The sequence below is a fragment of the Lactobacillus sp. UCMA15818 genome (genome assembly GCF_030400225.1).
Classification (GTDB): domain Bacteria; phylum Bacillota; class Bacilli; order Lactobacillales; family Lactobacillaceae; genus Liquorilactobacillus.
Window position 1 is genome coordinate 165,850 of sequence record NZ_VJYB01000002.1, and the last position, 16,342, is coordinate 182,191.

Below are 16,342 nucleotides of genomic sequence, written 5' to 3' on the forward strand. Positions count from 1 at the left end.
TAGCATGGTTATTAATAAAGGAGGCTATACTGTGATCAACATATATGATTCAGCAAACCAATTAGAACAAGATTTAAGAAGTACACAAGAATACAAGGATTTAAAAACTGCATATGATGCGGTTAAAGCAGATGAGAGTGCTTATCAACAATTCAAAGAATTCCAAAAAGCTCAAATTGATTTTCAAAATAAGCAGATGCAAGGAAGCACGCAAGAAACTGATCTTGATAATATTAAGGAATTAGGAGCACAAGTTGAAAAAGTCAAAGTAATTATGAATTTGATGAATAAAGAAAGAGCACTAGCACAATTAATTGATGAAATCAATCAAATCATGTTCAAACCAGTAAGCGAGTTATATCAAGGGTAGAGGTTCCTTGAAAAGAGCATGACATGAGACGGCAAAGCTTAAATATTAATTTGGAATTACGAACAATAATGTTTTTGCTGTGGGTAATTTGAAGTTAGACGGAGAATTTTGACTTATGGAACACGTTTACACGGAATAAATAGAGAGCTTTTGATCCCAACCACTTGGACTTGTCCTCAATGCCATACACAGCTAGATAGAGATGTAAATGCAAGTAAAAATATATTAAAACTTGGTTTGGGCTAAACCATAGTAAATAGAGTAAACCGCTGTCGAATACTGAAATGTATGAGATAAGTTATGCTTGTTCCTAGAAGCTCGGTACTTTAGTGCCGACGTAAGTCACATGTAATCAGTGATGAGGGGCTAGGACAAAATATAACTTTTGACCCAACCCTTTTTATTTGTTCGAAATAAGAGGTGATTAACTTGAAATTTATTCATTGTGCTGACTTACATCTTGGTAGTTCTTTTGAAGGATTAAATGGGATTAATGATTCACAACTGAAAATCTTGGCAGCTTCTGGAATAAACGCACTCACAAAGATGATTGAGGTAGCTATAACAGAAAAAGTTGATTTTATATTATTTGCAGGTGATATTTTCGATGGTCACCAAATTAATTTATCCTTACAACTTAAACTTAAAACCCTTTTTGAAGAACTACGGAGACATGATATTTATGTATTTATGGCATTTGGAAATCATGATTTTCAAGATTTAGATAAAGTTAATTTTTATTTTCCAGAAAATGTTTATATTTTCCCAAATCAAGTAACAACAAAGAAGATAGTAATTGCAAATGACGAAATTGCTGTAACTGGCTTCAGCTATGGCGAGCGCTGGGTAAAAAATAAGGTTGTAAACTATCCTAGACATCTTGATGTGAAGTGGCACATAGGAATGCTACATGGTGCTGCAATAGAGGATGATAGCTTACAAAATTATGCACCATTTCAACTAAGTGAGCTGTTAAGCAAAAATTATGATTACTGGGCTCTAGGACATATCCATCATCGACAGATACTCAATGAAAAGCCACCCATCCTTTATGCTGGTTCACTTCAAGGGAGAAATAGCAAAGAAACTGGGACAAAAGGCTTTTACATAGTTGAAGCAAGAAATGGGCAACTTTGTCCAGAATTTAGAGAAATTGCGGGGCTTGAATGGTTAAATATAGATAAACATATTTTACAGGTACAAAGATATGCAAATATAGAAACAGAGCTAGCACAAGAAATAGAGCATAAAGTAAGTAGAATTAAGAAACTAGTAGTAGTTAGTATTAATCTAAAGATAGATACTAAGAATAAAGAATTATTGACCAATCTTCAAAATGAATATCTTTTGCGTACTTTAAGAAGGGGTACAAGCCAAGGAGTTTTTATTCGAAAAATAAATTATAATATAGGTTCTGTTGTCGAGCCTATTCGATTGGACCAAAGTGCTTTAGAAAAAGCCAAAGATAGCGTATTTAGGAAAGAAGCAGTCGATGATTTGCTAGGTAAGTTAAAAGAATTTGAATTTATTGACGATCATTTCAAAGATGAAGATGTAATCAAGGAAATTTTTGAAAAAGCAAAGTTAAATTTGATTGAGGATGTTGATGGCTATGAAGATTTTGGAAGCTAATATTTACGGATATGGGCACTTTGTTGATCGTCATTTTGATATTGCAAATAATTTCCAAGTTATTACTGGTGAAAATGAGTCTGGTAAATCTACTTTCAAGTCGTTTATTAGTTCAATTTTATTTGGATTTCCAACTAAACGTGAAAAAGGAGAGAATTATACACCTAAAAAGGGAAGTATCTATGGTGGCAACTTAGTAATTTTGCAGCAGGGGCAAAATTACTTAATTGAACGTGTTAGTAATGATAAGGGTAATATTTTATCAATAATAAATAAAAAAAATGGCGAAAAGGTTCCAGAAGGTTTATTAACAAAATGGCTATCAGAAATTGATAAACAGCTATTTAATGATATTTATGCTGTAAATCAAACTGGGTTACATGCAATATTAGACTTAAAACCTGAGGAAATTGAGAAGAACTTTTATAGTATCGCAACCAGTGGCAGCCAAGAAGTTTTTGAGATACAAAAAAGAGTTATGAAAGCAGCTGGACAGTTGTATAAGCCTAATGGTAGAGTTCCAAGGCTTAATGTAATGCTGAAGGAGTATGGCAAGCAGGAAAAAGACCTACAGCATTTAATTAATAGAATGGATGATTCTAAGAACCTTGAGGAAAAAATTGAGGAGTTAAAAGAACAAAATACTGCATTTTTGCAAGAAAAAAGGCAATTTGAACAGAAGCTATTGGAACTGCAGCAGTTAAGTGCTGCATGGAACTCATATCAAGAGCTGCTTAGTACCTCACAAAAGATTTCAGATGATAAGGTGAAGGTTACGTTAGCAACGTTTGACAAGATACAACTTCAAAATAATAAAATCAGCGCAATTGAAGAAAATCTCAGCAGTTTAGAAAAACAAATGACACATATAAAATTGCAATTAGAAGAAAAAGATTTCACTAATTTGGATTTCTATTTACAAAATAAAGTAAACTTTGATAAATTATTTACATTGCTGAATTCTTCAGAAGATCAGCCTAAGCAACAAGCGACAAATAATATCGAGGTATTAAGTAGACGCAATAAAGGTTCAAAAAAGAGTGAAGTTAGTATGGTATTTCTCGGTATACTTGGAATATCTATTTTAGTATTATTTTTTATTTCTAATATGGTGCTAAAAAGCATTGGATTAGTAGGAATTGTTGCTGGTATATACGTTTTTAGCAAAACAAACAAAAAAAATTATAATGTCACGATCGAGCCAGTTTCGAAGCATGTTAACTTTGATTTCTGCAAAGAAGAATTGGGACTTTCTGATGATTACGCTGATAATTTGAAGCGAATCTTTAACTTTCAAATTCAAATGAAAAAACAGCAAAGTTGTAAGGATGAGTATGAATCAAAAAAAAGGTTTTTAAGTCAAGAGCGAAGTGATAAGCTATCTAATTTAAGGCAAGAACAAATTCAATTTGATACTCAGCTTGAAAAACTCGGGTTCGATAGTTTTGTAAGTCTAAGAGATACATATTTTCAACAGCAGGATCAAATTGAAACAGAAAGTAAGCTGCACGGCTTAAGGTCACAACTTTCAAGTAATATTATTAAAAAATTAGCGAATTATTCAAGTAGGAATGAGATTGAAGAAAGAAGAGTTCATGTCAGCGATGAATTTGATCTGCGAAAAGCTGAAGCCGAGAAGAAGCTTGAGCAAATAATAAGTTATAAAATTCAATTGAAAAAGATTGGAGATTCAAGTGAGATAGCTATTTTACGGCAAGAAGCAGCCAATCAAAGAGCGCAAATTAATACAAAAATTGAAGAGTGGCTGGCGCTATCTCTCACTGATAGATGGTTGGAAAATTATCTAAGCAAGTTATCAAAACACAGATTACCACAGGTTGTTGAGCTTGCCACTTATTTTTTTGAGAGATTAACTAGAGGCCATTTTACTAGTATCATTTTAGAAGAAAATCAGTTCTCTTTGAAAACGGTTGATAATCAAAACTTTAAGGTTGTGGAGCTATCAAGGGCAACGGCAGAACAATTATATTTATCTTTGCGGTTAGCATTTGTAGTTACGTTTAACAAGAAGATTGGGTTACCAATTATAATAGATGACGGATTTGTGAATTTTGATAGAAATCGTAAAGTCCAAATTATTGATTTATTGTCAGAAATAAGTAATGAAACACAAATATTATGTTTTACAGTCGATATTTCTGTTCTATGTGATAAGGTAAGTAACAAAGGAATCTTGGTTATTTAGAAGATAAAGGGGCGGATTAAATTTGAGTCAAAAAAAAATATATGACTACGCGGTAGATGAAAGCATAGAATTATTCATGTTAGTAAAGTCTGCAGATGTTAGAATTGCAAAGAATGGTAATAAATTTATTGCGTTTATGTTTGCCGACAGCTCAGGTGAAATAAGTGCAAAGTTCTGGGATGCATCTGATGATGATGTTACCTCATTTGTACCAGGGAAAATAGTTTTTGTTAAAGGTAAGCGAGAAGTCTATCAAGGGAATCCTCAGGTCAAGATATTCAAGATGCGATTGGCAACTGAGCAAGAGCCAAACGATGCCAATGCGTTTGTAAAAAAAGCTCCTATTCCTGTGGATGAGATGGCAGATGAATTTAATGCAGCACTTTTTGAAATTACTAATGCGAATTGGAATCGGATAGTAAGGTACCTCCTAACTGAATATCACAATCAATTTTACAGTTATCCTGCAGCCAAAAAAAATCACCATGCATTTGCTGGGGGACTTGCTTTTCATACGTTATCAATGTTGCGTTTAGCACATGCAGTTGTTAAGGAATACGAGGATATCAATGCGCCATTATTGTATGCAGGTACAATTTTGCACGATTTGGGCAAGGTGATTGAATTATCTGGGCCAATAGCAACACAATATACTATAGCAGGTAATTTACTGGGGCATATTGTGCTTATTGATGAACAAATTGTCAAAGCAGCAGATAAGTTGAAAATTGATCTTGAGAGCGAAGATATGATTCTGCTACGGCACATGATATTATCACATCACGGTTTGTTGGAATATGGATCACCGGTGCGACCGCATATTTTGGAAGCCGAAGTATTGCATCAAATTGATCAACTGGATGCCTCTATTCAGATGTTAAGGGGAACGCTTGAGCATACTGAACCTGGAACATTTTCTGAGAGAATTTTTGGGATGGATGGAAGAAACTTTTATCGTGCTACTGAAGATAAAGATTGATTAGTTAAGTGATATACTTCACAACATAAAAGCAGTAAAAGTCTAAGTTCCTTTTACTACCAATAACGAGCAAATCTGATCCTGCATAGAATTTACAGTATAGAATCTGTTCTACAATATCTATTGCTGGCAATAGATTATCATATCTGAAACCTATTAATAGGAAAAAGTATACAGCCTAAAAGTCTTACTCTTGTTTGAGTGGGACCTATTTTTGCAGTATAAAATCCTCACTTAAAGAAATAAAATATTGTTTTGTAATACACGCGTTATAGTTTTGGTAAAATAAAAAAGTTTCAAAAGCTGATGCACAAATAGTGCACATATAACTCTTGAAACTCTTTAAATTAGCATCTTTTATGCCCTCGGCAGGAGTCGAACCTGTACTTGGAAACCCAAACAGCGACCTGAACGCTGCGCGTCTGCCAATTCCGCCACGAGGGCAATGAATGATAACACCTAAATATTATACAACAGACTTATATTAAATAAAAGGGAAAAAACGAAACACTTGCATACTATCCAAATAACATTTAAAATTAAGTGAAGAAAGCGTAATCACTTACATGTCGAAGTTTAAGATTGCTTAATGAATAGATAGTCAGAGTAAAAAGTTATAATATAATGTTATAATAACGTGGGAAGTAAGGGGTGATCTCAATGGAACAAAAATATCGTAGTATTCTAGTTCCCGTTGATGGGTCAAAAAATGCAGAGAAGGCATTGAAGAAAGCGATTGAAATAGCTAAAAGAAATAATGGACGAATCGAAGTCTTGAACGTGATTGATACAAAACAATTTACGAACAACTTTGGTGGAATTATTAGTATGTCAGGTGACATTATTTATTCTACTTTTGAAGCAGTACAGCAATATCTTGAAAAATTAAAAGAAAGTATTGTGCAGGAAGAAAGTTTTGCTAATGTTGGTGTTCATGCAAGATTTGGTTCTCCAAGAGTTGTGATTGCTCGTGACTTTGTAGAAGATTATCCAATTGATTTAATCATCCTGGGGAAAACAGGAATGTCAGCGGTTGGCCGAATATTCGTGGGTTCTGTGACAGATGGTGTTGTCAGGACTGCAAAGTGTGATGTATTGGTTGTAGGCTGAAAGCGAGGTAATGATGATGTCAACATTAGAAATGATTGCTTTAGTTAGTTTAATATTACTAATGGCGTATAACATTAGGCTGGGTCTAGTGGTCAAGAAACTGCGTGATAAGTTGAGTAAGGGTAAAGAGATTGAACTTACGGAATCTACTAATAAAGAAATTGTTGATGCGATAAAGGCAAGAAAAAAATGGACAGTCTTGAGCCAATGCTTATTTTGGATATCGATTGTTATGATGTTATATGGGTCAATGGGACTATTGATTTATTTTCTAGATTTGTATACTATTGCAGTGATTTATATAAATCTGGTAAATCGGAAGGTCTTTACAGAACTTATAAAGTTGTAAATTTAGGGTAAGTAAGGAAAATAAAGCTGGGGTGATTTTCTTAACCTTGGCTTTTTTTCTGAAATAAATTTTATGTTTGAGAGATGTTTTAGAGTTAGGCATTAAAAGGATAAGATGAATTGAGGAATGGTAGATGGGAAATTTTACAAAATATAGTAGGGTTCTAGTTAAAAGTTCGATATCGTTTGTTATTTTATTGGTACTAGCGCAATTAATTGTTCCAATTAGTTGGAAGTTGCTGCTGGATTATTATTTAATCAGTAACTTTTTATTACTAAATCCCTTTAATATAATGAATATAGGACTAAAGGGAGAAGCTCAGGTTGTTGATGATACTATGAGCCGGACAAAAAGAACAGTTGAAGAAACAGAAGAAATAGAGGGAACAGAGGCAGCAGAGCAAATGTTGCAAAGGTCAAAGAGAAAAACGGTCAAAGAAAATGATACACGAGATATTTTATTAAATTCCTTTTTGAGTTTTATGAAACATTGTTTTTTACTAATTGCGGCGCCAATAATTTTTATGCAAAAGTTGTTGATTGATAGCTAAGTGAAATTGTTTTTTTCTGTATTAATAAAAATAAGTGTAAAAGAAATAGACTTACTTTTATTAAGTTTTAATGAGTTATTTCTAAGTAAAAATTAGTTTACTGGTTGACTTCTCTAATATTCTTGATATAATTTTAGTATTTATTAATTTATTGGAGGAGTTTTAATGGGAAAATTTTTAAAAAGATTGCTTTTAAAAGAAGATCCAAAAGTTTATCAAGTTAAGGATGCGCATTTATCTCGAGTGTTGACTGTTAAAGATTTTTTAGCGTTGGGTGTCGGGACAATTGTTTCAACCTCAATATTCACTCTTCCTGGTGTGGTTGCAGCTACACATGCAGGTCCAGCTGTCGTTATTTCTTTTTTATTAGCAGCTGTTGTTGCAGGGCTTGTGGCCTTTGCATACGCTGAGATGGCTTCTGTCATGCCGTTTGCCGGTTCTGCATATTCATGGATAAATGTTATTTTTGGTGAATTTTTTGCATGGATTGCAGGATGGGCACTCTTGGCGGAATATTTCATTGCTGTTGCTTTTGTGGCATCTGGAATCTCAGCAAATTTTCGCGGATTAGTAGAACCACTTGGTGTTAATTTTCCAAAACAGCTCGCAAATGCCTTTGGTACCGAGGGTGGAATTATTGATTTAGTAGCAATGGTTGTGGTTTTGCTAGTTGCTATTTTATTATCAAGGGGTATTTCAGGAGTAGCTCGTGTTGAGAATATTTTGGTTATCCTTAAAGTATTAGCCATTATTTTATTTGTAATCGTCGGAATGACTGCTCTGCATAAAGCTAATTATTTTCCTTTTGTCCCTAAATATCATCAAAATGCAGATGGTTCTGCTTTTGGAGGATGGCAAGGGATATATGCCGGAATTTCAGCGATTTTTCTTTCATATATCGGTTTTGATTCAATTGCTGCAAATTCGGCTGAGGCGAAGGATCCGCAAAAAACGATGCCACGTGGAATTTTAGGATCGCTTTTAATTGCTGTTGTATTATTCGTGGTTGTGTCACTAGTAATTGTGGGCATGTTTAAGTATACTAACTATGCTAATAACGCTGAACCAATCGGTTGGGCTCTTCGACAAAGTGGGCATCCGATTGTGGCAACCGTAGTACAAACAATTGCTGTTGTTGGGATGTTTACAGCTTTAATTGGGATGATGCTGGCAGGATCACGGTTGATTTATTCATTTGGTAGGGATGGAATGCTTCCAAAGTGGTTAGGAAAACTAAATAAGGATAAATTACCAAGTAATGCAACGCTTACACTTGCAACAATTGGTATCATAATTGGTGCATTGTTTCCATTTGCATTTTTGGCGCAATTGATCTCTGCAGGCACATTGATTGCCTTTATGTTCGTTGCCGTTGGAATTTATGCGTTGCGTGCGCGTGAAGGTAAAGATTTGCCAAAACCTAGCTTTAAAATGCCATTCTATCCAGTATTGCCAGCACTAGCCTTTCTTGGCGCTTTTGGCGTTTTTTGGGGGTTAGGTAATGATGCTAAGTTGTATGCCTTATTGTGGTTCCTTATTGGATTAATAATCTATTTTGCATATGGAATTAGGAATTCGTATTTAGGAAAGAAAAGTAAAGAAAAGTAAAAATATAATAGAGGGGGTTGGGTCAAAAATTAACTTTTGACCCAACCCCCTCTCCTACGATAATCTAGTCTACAAAAAAACTAATTGTGGGCCACTTTGCTTGCCATTTTTTGTTAATAACACGTTTTTTGAATTGTTCAAGCAGCACCTTATCAGATTGGAAACGAGGAGTTGGATGTATCTCAAAATTAAAGAGATGGTCCAAAGAAAATGGAGCAATGATTAGAGATTCAGGAGTATTCAAGTTTATTGCAACACTGTTACAAGTTTCGGGTATATTTTTAAGAGCTGTTTCAATATTTTTTCCAAAGGGCTGCATTGATTTTGCATCATTCAAACATATATTTTCGAGATTCCACAGATATTTGGAATATTTCTGTGAGAAGATTGCTTTTTTTGTCAAGAATTGTTCGTATGATTCACTAGCATTTGCATATAACACATCAATATTTTCTAACACTAAATTAGTCTTTTGTGACGACAGATTATTCCAAATAATTGTTCGAAGTACGCCACTACAGACGAATGCAGTGCTCAAGTGCTCTGTTTTTAAAATTTCAAAAATTTCAGCGAGTTCTGTATTAGCAGCTAATGTCTCAAGTAATTGTTGGTTATAGTTCATTAATATCCTCCGTAAAAATTGCTAAGGTTAATTGTAATGTTTTTTTATAGAGAATGAAAGCATCTTTTTTTGAATAATTATTAAATCGTCATTAGTATTAGTGAAAAACGGTTAAAAATTTGGTATATTATTATTGTGAAAGCGTTTCAAATATAATAAGGGGGAATCACTATGTCAAAGATAATTGCAATTAATGCTGGAAGTTCAAGTCTAAAATTTAAGTTGTTTGAAATGAATACTGAACAGGTATTAGCACAAGGTCTTTTTGATAGAATTGGGCTTGCAAAAGGCGCAATCAAGATTAAGTATGGTATTAATGAAAAATTTGAAACTAATGAAGAAATAAAAAATCATTCGTATGCTGTTAAGCGTTTGCTAGAATTGTTGCTTAATCTGGAAATTATTCACGACTTCTCTGAAATAAAGGGGGTTGGTCACCGTGTTGTTGCTGGCGGTGAATATTTTAAGCGATCGGTCACAATTGACAGTAAGGTTATTAAAAAAATCAATTCATTGGCCGAGTATGCTCCCATTCATAATCCCGCAAACCTAATGGGAATCAAAGCATTCAAGAAAATTCTTCCAGCTGCAACTGCAGTAGCTGTTTTTGATACGTCCTTTCATCAGACCATGCCAAAAGAAAACTATATTTTTAGTGTGCCATACGAATGGTATCAAAAGTATGGTGTGAGAAGGTATGGGGCTCATGGGACTAGTCATCGTTATGTTGCAAATGTTGCTGCTGCAATATTAAAGCGTCCGCTGGATGAATTAAAATTAATTAGCTGTCATCTTGGAGCAGGAGCATCCGTTTGTGCTATTAAGAATGGTAAGTCCTTCGATACTTCAATGGGATTTACTCCTTTAACGGGGATTACTATGGCTACCCGTTCAGGGGATACTGATGTTGCAATGTTATCATTTATGATGCAAAAATTAGATATGCATTCCATGCCTGAAGCAATTTATGACTTGAATAAGAAATCTGGATTGCTGGGTATTTCGGGGGTATCCTCTGATATGCGTGATGTTATGGCAAAAAGTGATACAAATCCACGGGCACAGCTTGCTGTCGATATTTTTGTTAAGGATATCGTAAAATATATTGGTTCGTATACTGCTGAGATGGGTGGAGTTGATGGAATAATATTTACAGCAGGAATTGGAGAAAATTCTGCGGAGATTAGAAGTGCAGTTTTGCAAAGATTGTCCTACATGGGAATTGAGGTTGATGAGGAAAGTAATTCAGTTAGAGGGGAAAACATTGTGATTTCTACTAAGGGCTCAAAAGTTAAGGCACTTGTGGTTCCAACTGATGAAGAGTTGATGATTGCACGAGATGTTACCAAGATAATGGAAAAAAAGAGAGTAAAAAGTGCTAAATTGGTATAGATAATTTATTCCTGCAAAAGCAATTTGTAACAAAATCGTAATATAAAACTGTTCACAAATATGACAAAAAGTGTTAGATTATTCAAGTCGATAAATCAACTAATTTGGGGAGGACTTTTGTCATGAGTAACAAGTTTGATATTTTACACGATTATCAAGAGACAGTTGCTAAAATTGCTGAACTTGACGAAGTTTGTACGAGGATTAGCAGCTCAAAGCGGGGACGCCACTTATTAAATGCTTACGATGAAAAAAAACGTGATATTGAAGAAGAACGTGAACAACTTGAAATCATTTTAGAAGCAATGAATGCTGCAGAAGATTAAATCAAAGTAAGCAAAAATAAAGATAGAGTTGAATTAGGAAATCTCATTGCCAGATTTTCTTTTTTTGTGACTATAAAATACGAAATAAAAAAGTTTTTTAGTGATAACTGAATCAATATCTTAGCTTAATACGTATGAATACGTGTTTATTGCAAATAAAGTTCGATTTTAGCTTTGACAATTAGCATATCCTTTGCTAAGCTAAGGCTGTACTTTAGGAGGGATAACGGTGAGCAATGAAATCAGTGTTATAATGGGAAGCTCTTCGGATTGGGAGACAATGAAGGAAGCGGCCAATATAATAGAACAATTTGGTGTCAGTTTTGATAAACAAGTTATTTCAGCACACAGAATGCCACAAGAAATGTTTGCATTTGCCAAGAATGCTGCGGATAATGATGTTAAGGTAATAATTGCTGGTGCTGGTGGTGCAGCACATCTTCCCGGAATGATTGCAGCAAATACAATTTTGCCAGTAATTGGGGTCCCTGTTCAAAGTCACGCTCTTAGTGGAATTGATTCACTATTGTCTATCGTACAAATGCCTGCTGGAATTCCGGTGGCAACGACTGCAATCGGTGTTGCCGGGGCAAAAAATGCTGCATTATTAGCATTACAGATACTTGGAATTACTGACGCCCAGATTGCACAAAAACTTAGGGCCTATCGCAAGGAAATGCACGATAAAGCAATGAAGAGTGGTGAAGAGCTTGTCTAAAATGATCGCACAAGGGCAAACAATCGGAATTATTGGTGGAGGCCAGCTAGGACAGATGTTGGCATTTTCCGCAAAATCTGCTGGTTTTCGTGTACTGATTTTAGATCCAAATCCAGATTGTTCTGCAGGACAGGTTTCTGATGATCAAATTGTTGCAGAATATGAAAATGTTTCTGCAATTGAAGAATTAGCAGCTCGCTCAGATGTTCTGACGTATGAATTTGAAAACGTTGATTTAAAAGCGTTAGAAGATGCTACAAAGATGGTTTCGGTTCCTCAAGGAACAAAATTGTTAGCAATTACTAAAGATAGATTAAATGAAAAAATTTTTTTAGCTGAAAGTGGCTTGAAAGTCACACCTTTTGCAGCGATTAACTCTATTGCTGATTTAAAGATCGAGCTTCAAAAGTTCGGATATCCTGCAGTTCTAAAGACGTGTCAAGGCGGCTATGATGGAAAAGCACAGTTGGTGTTGCACAGTGCTGCAGATCTAACCCAAGCACCTGAACTGATTGGACAAGGTCAATGTATACTTGAAGATTGGGTCTTATTCTCTAAGGAAATCTCTGTAATGGTTGCAAGAAATATCGCTGGTGTGATTTCATTGTTTCCTGTGAGTGAGAATATTCATAGAAATCAAATTCTGCATGAGAGTATTGTGCCTGCAAGAATCGCGCATACTTTGCAAGAAAAAGCGCAACAGATGGCTGAAAGAATCGCAAGCAAGATTAATCTATGTGGTATCCTAGGAGTAGAGATGTTTGTTGGCGAAGATGGTGAACTTTACGTAAATGAACTTGCACCACGTCCACATAATTCGGGTCATTATTCGATTGAAGCCTGCAATTTTTCGCAGTTTGATGTACATAATCGAGCAATCTGTAACTGGCCAATGCCAAAAGTGGAATTATTAAAGCCTGTTGTTATGGTCAACATCCTTGGACAGCATGTTGCTGGTGCAGCAAAGTTAGTTTCTGAGAAATCGCAATGGCATTTTCATGACTATGGTAAGGTTGACGCACGGAATGATAGGAAGATGGGCCATATCACAATTTTGACTAACAATATTGAAGAAACACTTTCTGAAATTGAAAAAACAAAAGTATGGGATTAAAGGAGTAAACTAATGATTTCAAGATATTCACGACCAGAAATGGCAGCAATTTGGGAAGATCAAAAAAAATATGAATGCTGGCTTGAAGTGGAGATAGCAGCAGATGAAGCATGGGCAAAGCTTGGACATATTCCTGCTGCAGATGTTGCAAAAATCCGCATGAATGCTAAATTTGATGTTAAGCGGATTTTAGAGATTGAGGAAACAACACATCATGATGTAATTGCCTTTACCCGCTGTGTGTCGGAATCGCTTGGTGAGGAGAAAAAATGGGTGCATTATGGACTGACTAGTACGGATGTTGTGGATACAGCCTATGGATATCAATTGAAGCAGGTTGACGAGTTGTTACGAAAAGATTTGGCACATTTCAAGGATATTGTTGGCAAACAAGCAAAGAAATATAAAGATACTGTGATGATGGGAAGAACTCATGGAGTCCATGCTGAACCGACTACCTTTGGATTAAAAATTGCACGGTGGTATTCAGAAATAAAACGTGATATTGAACGTTTTGAACATGCTGCTGCTGGAGTTGAAGCAGGTAAAATCAGTGGAGCAGTGGGAACATTCGCCAATATTGATCCATTCGTTGAAAAGTATGTTTGTGAGAAGCTTGGAATCCGCCCACAAGAAATCTCAAGTCAGGTTCTACCACGTGATCTGCATGCTGAATATCTTGCAGCATTAGCTTTAATTGCAACAAGCTTGGAGAAATTTGCGACCGAAATTCGCGGATTACAAAAATCGGAGACACGCGAAGTTGAAGAACATTTTGCAAAAGGGCAGAAGGGATCATCTGCAATGCCGCATAAGCGTAATCCGATTGGTTCAGAGAATATTTGTGGATTAGCACGTGTTGTTCGGGGGCATATGGTGACTGCTTTTGAAGATGTAACTTTGTGGCATGAGAGAGATATCTCACATTCTTCGGCTGAGAGAATTATCTTGCCTGATACAACTATTTTGGTGGATTATATGTTGAATCGCTTTGGTAAAATTTTGGAAAATCTGACGGTTTTTCCAGATAATATGTTGCGTAACATGGACAGAACATTTGGCTTAATCTACAGTGGAAGAGTGTTGCTTAAGTTAATTGATACTGGGATGAGTCGGGAAAATGCGTATGATTTGATTCAACCGAAAACAGCTGAATCATGGGATAAGCAAGTTCAATTTCGACCATTACTCGAGCAAGACGAGCGAATTACTAGTCGTCTTTCAAAAAAAGAATTAGATGATGCATTCGATTATCATTGGCATTTACGCCATGTTGATGAAATCTTTGAGCGTGTCGGCTTAGGTTAACTTTGGAGCAAAGGAATTTATAGATAATTAGCAAGTGAGTCTCATATTAGAGTTCTAATTACTTTGTGATTAGGGCTTTTTTTGTTGATTACTGCTAACGATCTATGTATTAGAGACTAGACTGCCATCTCCTTTTACGTGCAAAACTCAATTACTTTTAGGTAGTATACAACATATAGTTCGGAATAATTAAATAATAGAAATGAATTGTACAGCCAATTTTGATATTTTTACAAGAAAGCAAACATAATATTAATTATTAGAAAATAAAGTTCGGGTTTTACTTATTGACTATTTGCTTTTTTATTGTTAATCTTTAAGTTAATTAGTGATCATTCTCGGTAGTTGTTATTCTTAATATTCGCCTATAGTTGAAAGGATTGAGTTTGAAAGATGGAAAAGATGGTTTATGCAGGAAAAGCCAAACAAATGTGGACAACTGAAAATGAAGAAATTTTGAAAGTAGTTTACATGGATCAGGCAACAGCATTGAATGGTAAGAAAAAAGATCAGATTTCAGGTAAAGGGATTCTAAACAACTATATATCTTCCTTGATTTTTGAATATCTTACGCAACAAGGAATTGAGAATCATTTTATCAAAAGAATTTCAGACACAGAAGAACTTGTTAAGAAAGTTACAATTCTGCCGCTTGAAATGGTCACAAGAAATGTTGCGGCTGGGCATTTTGCGACCCGTTTTGGTGTTGAAGAAGGAAAAACATTTGCGATTCCTGTTGAAGAAACATACTTTAAAAGTGATGAGTTAGATGATCCATTTATGAATAATTCGCAAATCTTGGCGTTAAAAATAGCTACAAAAAATGAGATTGAAAAAATGTGGGATATTTCACGAAAAGTAAATCAATTATTAACAGAGTTATTTAAGAAAATTGATTTGCGTTTGATTGATTTTAAGTTAGAATTCGGCAAACTTAAAGATGGCGAAATCGTGTTGGCAGACGAATTTTCTCCAGATAATTGCCGACTTTGGAATATGAAGGATAATGCTCACATGGATAAAGATGTTTACCGCCGCGATCTTGGCGATTTAACAGTTGTATATGAAGAAGTGTTAAAACGACTTGAAAAAGTTCTTACGGAGGATATGTAATTATGGTGAATGTACGTATTTTTGTAACTTATAAGCAGTCGGTTTTCAATCCCCAAGGAGAAACAATTACAGATGCGATTCACAGTTTAGGCTTTTCTGCAGTAAAAAAGGTAAATGTTGGTAAATTCTTTGACTTGCAGATAGAGCCTAATGATAAAACAGTTGCAGAGATTGTTAGTCAGGTTTCAGAACAATTATTAGTTAACTTTAATTTAGAAACTTATCATTATGAAGTGATGGAGGAAGCGTAATGAAGATTGCGGTTGTGGTTTTCCCTGGTTCAAATTGTGATATTGACCTTTTTGAGGCACTTCATACTGTTTGTGGTGCTGCCGTGGAATACGTCTCACATAAGAATGATAACTTGGACGGTTTTGACGCGGTCATGTTACCAGGCGGGTTTTCGTATGGTGATTATTTGAGATGTGGCGCAATTGCACGTTTCAGCAATATCATGCCAGCAATTGTTGCCTTTGCTAAGCAAGGCAAACCAGTTTTTGGAACTTGTAATGGTTTCCAGATTTTGACCGAAGCTGGTCTTTTACCTGGGGCTCTGAAACAAAATGACAGCTTGAAGTTTGTTTGCAAGACAGTTCCATTAACAGTTGAAAATAATCAGACTCTTTTTACGACACAATATAAAGAAAAAGAAGAAATTGATTTACCGATTGCGCATGCTGATGGCAGTTATTACGCTGATGAAGAAACTTTGGCAGAACTTGAAGAAAATCAGCAAGTTGTCTTTCGCTACGCTGGAGAAAACCCAAATGGAAGTTTGAATAATATCGCTGGTATTACGAATAAGACTGGGAATGTTTTAGGGATGATGCCACATCCTGAAAGGGCAGTTGAAGCAATATTGGGAAATCAAGATGGATTGCGTTTGTTTAAATCATTACTTGAAAATGGGAAGGTCGCTACTGAGGAGGCTGTACGCTAATGGCT

18 protein-coding genes and 1 tRNA gene are annotated in these 16,342 nt (G+C 35.3%); 17 read left to right on the forward strand and 2 right to left on the reverse strand.

Annotated elements, in window-relative coordinates:
* Window positions 1-31: 31 nt before the first annotated feature.
* From FFX44_RS03770 to FFX44_RS03785, 5 genes are all read left to right on the forward strand, one after another.
* Window positions 32-370 (forward strand): YlbF family regulator, encoded by a 339-nt coding sequence (locus tag FFX44_RS03770; protein ID WP_289978034.1) that lies wholly within the window; start codon window positions 32-34, stop codon window positions 368-370.
* Window positions 371-520: 150 nt separating this feature from the next.
* Window positions 521-616 carry a zinc ribbon domain-containing protein gene (locus FFX44_RS12635; protein ID WP_354669247.1) on the forward strand — a complete coding sequence of 32 codons (96 nt, stop codon included), beginning with the start codon at window positions 521-523 and terminating at the stop codon, window positions 614-616.
* Window positions 617-790: 174 nt separating this feature from the next.
* Window positions 791-2,002, forward strand: a complete 1,212-nt coding sequence (locus FFX44_RS03775) for a DNA repair exonuclease (protein WP_289978036.1) — start codon at window positions 791-793, stop codon at window positions 2,000-2,002.
* Window positions 1,983-4,208 (forward strand): AAA family ATPase, encoded by a 2,226-nt coding sequence (locus FFX44_RS03780; RefSeq protein ID WP_289978040.1) that lies wholly within the window; start codon window positions 1,983-1,985, stop codon window positions 4,206-4,208. The genes FFX44_RS03775 and FFX44_RS03780 overlap by 20 nt, the downstream gene beginning before the upstream one ends.
* 22 nt (window positions 4,209-4,230) lie before the next feature.
* Entirely contained in the window at window positions 4,231-5,187 is a 957-nt protein-coding gene (locus FFX44_RS03785) for an HD domain-containing protein (protein ID WP_289978043.1), read from the forward strand.
* Window positions 5,188-5,547: 360 nt separating this feature from the next.
* Here FFX44_RS03785 and FFX44_RS03790 read toward each other — a convergent pair.
* A tRNA-Leu gene (locus FFX44_RS03790) sits at window positions 5,548-5,631 on the reverse strand.
* 216 nt (window positions 5,632-5,847) lie between these two features.
* Here FFX44_RS03790 and FFX44_RS03795 point away from each other — a divergent pair.
* The 4 genes from FFX44_RS03795 (at window position 5,848) to FFX44_RS03810 (ending at window position 8,804) form a co-directional block, all read left to right on the forward strand.
* Entirely contained in the window at window positions 5,848-6,297 is a 450-nt protein-coding gene (locus FFX44_RS03795) for a universal stress protein (protein WP_289978046.1), read from the forward strand.
* A gap of 16 nt (window positions 6,298-6,313) precedes the next feature.
* Window positions 6,314-6,646 carry a hypothetical protein gene (locus tag FFX44_RS03800; RefSeq protein WP_289978049.1) on the forward strand — a complete coding sequence of 111 codons (333 nt, stop codon included), beginning with the start codon at window positions 6,314-6,316 and terminating at the stop codon, window positions 6,644-6,646.
* Window positions 6,647-6,779: 133 nt separating this feature from the next.
* Window positions 6,780-7,196: a hypothetical protein gene (locus FFX44_RS03805; protein ID WP_289978052.1), complete on the forward strand. Its 417-nt coding sequence runs from the start codon at window positions 6,780-6,782 to the stop codon at window positions 7,194-7,196.
* A 165-nt stretch (window positions 7,197-7,361) separates the two neighbouring features.
* The gene (locus tag FFX44_RS03810) at window positions 7,362-8,804 is read left to right on the forward strand and encodes an amino acid permease (RefSeq protein ID WP_289978055.1); all 1,443 of its coding nucleotides are present in this window, start codon (window positions 7,362-7,364) and stop codon (window positions 8,802-8,804) included.
* Window positions 8,805-8,868: 64 nt separating this feature from the next.
* On the opposite strand, the gene FFX44_RS03815 is transcribed toward FFX44_RS03810, so the two are convergent.
* A complete protein-coding gene (locus FFX44_RS03815) occupies window positions 8,869-9,426 on the reverse strand; it encodes a nucleotidyltransferase family protein (RefSeq protein ID WP_289978058.1) in 558 nt (185 codons plus the stop codon).
* A gap of 171 nt (window positions 9,427-9,597) precedes the next feature.
* Here FFX44_RS03815 and FFX44_RS03820 point away from each other — a divergent pair, with 171 nt between their 5' ends.
* The 8 genes from FFX44_RS03820 (at window position 9,598) to purQ (ending at window position 16,337) form a co-directional block, all read left to right on the forward strand.
* Window positions 9,598-10,818: an acetate kinase gene (locus FFX44_RS03820; protein ID WP_289978063.1), complete on the forward strand. Its 1,221-nt coding sequence runs from the start codon at window positions 9,598-9,600 to the stop codon at window positions 10,816-10,818.
* Between the two features lie 122 nt (window positions 10,819-10,940).
* Window positions 10,941-11,144, forward strand: a complete 204-nt coding sequence (locus tag FFX44_RS03825; protein WP_289978064.1) for a hypothetical protein — start codon at window positions 10,941-10,943, stop codon at window positions 11,142-11,144.
* A 229-nt stretch (window positions 11,145-11,373) separates the two neighbouring features.
* Complete coding sequence (gene purE, locus FFX44_RS03830) at window positions 11,374-11,862, forward strand: 5-(carboxyamino)imidazole ribonucleotide mutase (protein ID WP_289978067.1); 489 nt, start codon at window positions 11,374-11,376, stop codon at window positions 11,860-11,862.
* Window positions 11,855-12,976, forward strand: a complete 1,122-nt coding sequence (gene purK, locus FFX44_RS03835; RefSeq protein WP_289978068.1) for a 5-(carboxyamino)imidazole ribonucleotide synthase — start codon at window positions 11,855-11,857, stop codon at window positions 12,974-12,976. Before purE ends, purK begins: the two co-directional genes overlap by 8 nt.
* A 12-nt stretch (window positions 12,977-12,988) precedes the next feature.
* Entirely contained in the window at window positions 12,989-14,284 is a 1,296-nt protein-coding gene (gene purB, locus FFX44_RS03840; protein WP_289978070.1) for an adenylosuccinate lyase, read from the forward strand.
* Window positions 14,285-14,677: 393 nt separating this feature from the next.
* Entirely contained in the window at window positions 14,678-15,397 is a 720-nt protein-coding gene (gene purC / locus FFX44_RS03845) for a phosphoribosylaminoimidazolesuccinocarboxamide synthase (protein WP_289978073.1), read from the forward strand.
* A gap of 2 nt (window positions 15,398-15,399) precedes the next feature.
* Window positions 15,400-15,648, forward strand: a complete 249-nt coding sequence (gene purS / locus FFX44_RS03850) for a phosphoribosylformylglycinamidine synthase subunit PurS (protein WP_289978077.1) — start codon at window positions 15,400-15,402, stop codon at window positions 15,646-15,648.
* Window positions 15,648-16,337, forward strand: coding sequence for a phosphoribosylformylglycinamidine synthase subunit PurQ (gene purQ / locus FFX44_RS03855; RefSeq protein WP_289978078.1), 690 nt, complete (start codon window positions 15,648-15,650; stop codon window positions 16,335-16,337). The genes purS and purQ overlap by 1 nt, the downstream gene beginning before the upstream one ends.
* Window positions 16,338-16,342: the final 5 nt, after the last annotated feature.

Coding starts and splice junctions, on each gene's coding strand:
- FFX44_RS03800 (WP_289978049.1), top strand. CDS start 6,314: ATGTCAACATTAGAAATGATTGCTTTAGTTAGTTTAATATTACTAATG.
- purS (WP_289978077.1), top strand. CDS start 15,400: ATGGTGAATGTACGTATTTTTGTAACTTATAAGCAGTCGGTTTTCAAT.
- purC (WP_289978073.1), top strand. CDS start 14,678: ATGGAAAAGATGGTTTATGCAGGAAAAGCCAAACAAATGTGGACAACT.
- FFX44_RS03805 (WP_289978052.1), top strand. CDS start 6,780: ATGGGAAATTTTACAAAATATAGTAGGGTTCTAGTTAAAAGTTCGATA.
- purQ (WP_289978078.1), top strand. CDS start 15,648: ATGAAGATTGCGGTTGTGGTTTTCCCTGGTTCAAATTGTGATATTGAC.
- FFX44_RS03810 (WP_289978055.1), top strand. CDS start 7,362: ATGGGAAAATTTTTAAAAAGATTGCTTTTAAAAGAAGATCCAAAAGTT.
- purB (WP_289978070.1), top strand. CDS start 12,989: ATGATTTCAAGATATTCACGACCAGAAATGGCAGCAATTTGGGAAGAT.
- FFX44_RS03825 (WP_289978064.1), top strand. CDS start 10,941: ATGAGTAACAAGTTTGATATTTTACACGATTATCAAGAGACAGTTGCT.
- FFX44_RS03815 (WP_289978058.1), bottom strand. CDS start 9,426: ATGAACTATAACCAACAATTACTTGAGACATTAGCTGCTAATACAGAA.
- FFX44_RS03795 (WP_289978046.1), top strand. CDS start 5,848: ATGGAACAAAAATATCGTAGTATTCTAGTTCCCGTTGATGGGTCAAAA.
- FFX44_RS03780 (WP_289978040.1), top strand. CDS start 1,983: ATGAAGATTTTGGAAGCTAATATTTACGGATATGGGCACTTTGTTGAT.
- FFX44_RS03820 (WP_289978063.1), top strand. CDS start 9,598: ATGTCAAAGATAATTGCAATTAATGCTGGAAGTTCAAGTCTAAAATTT.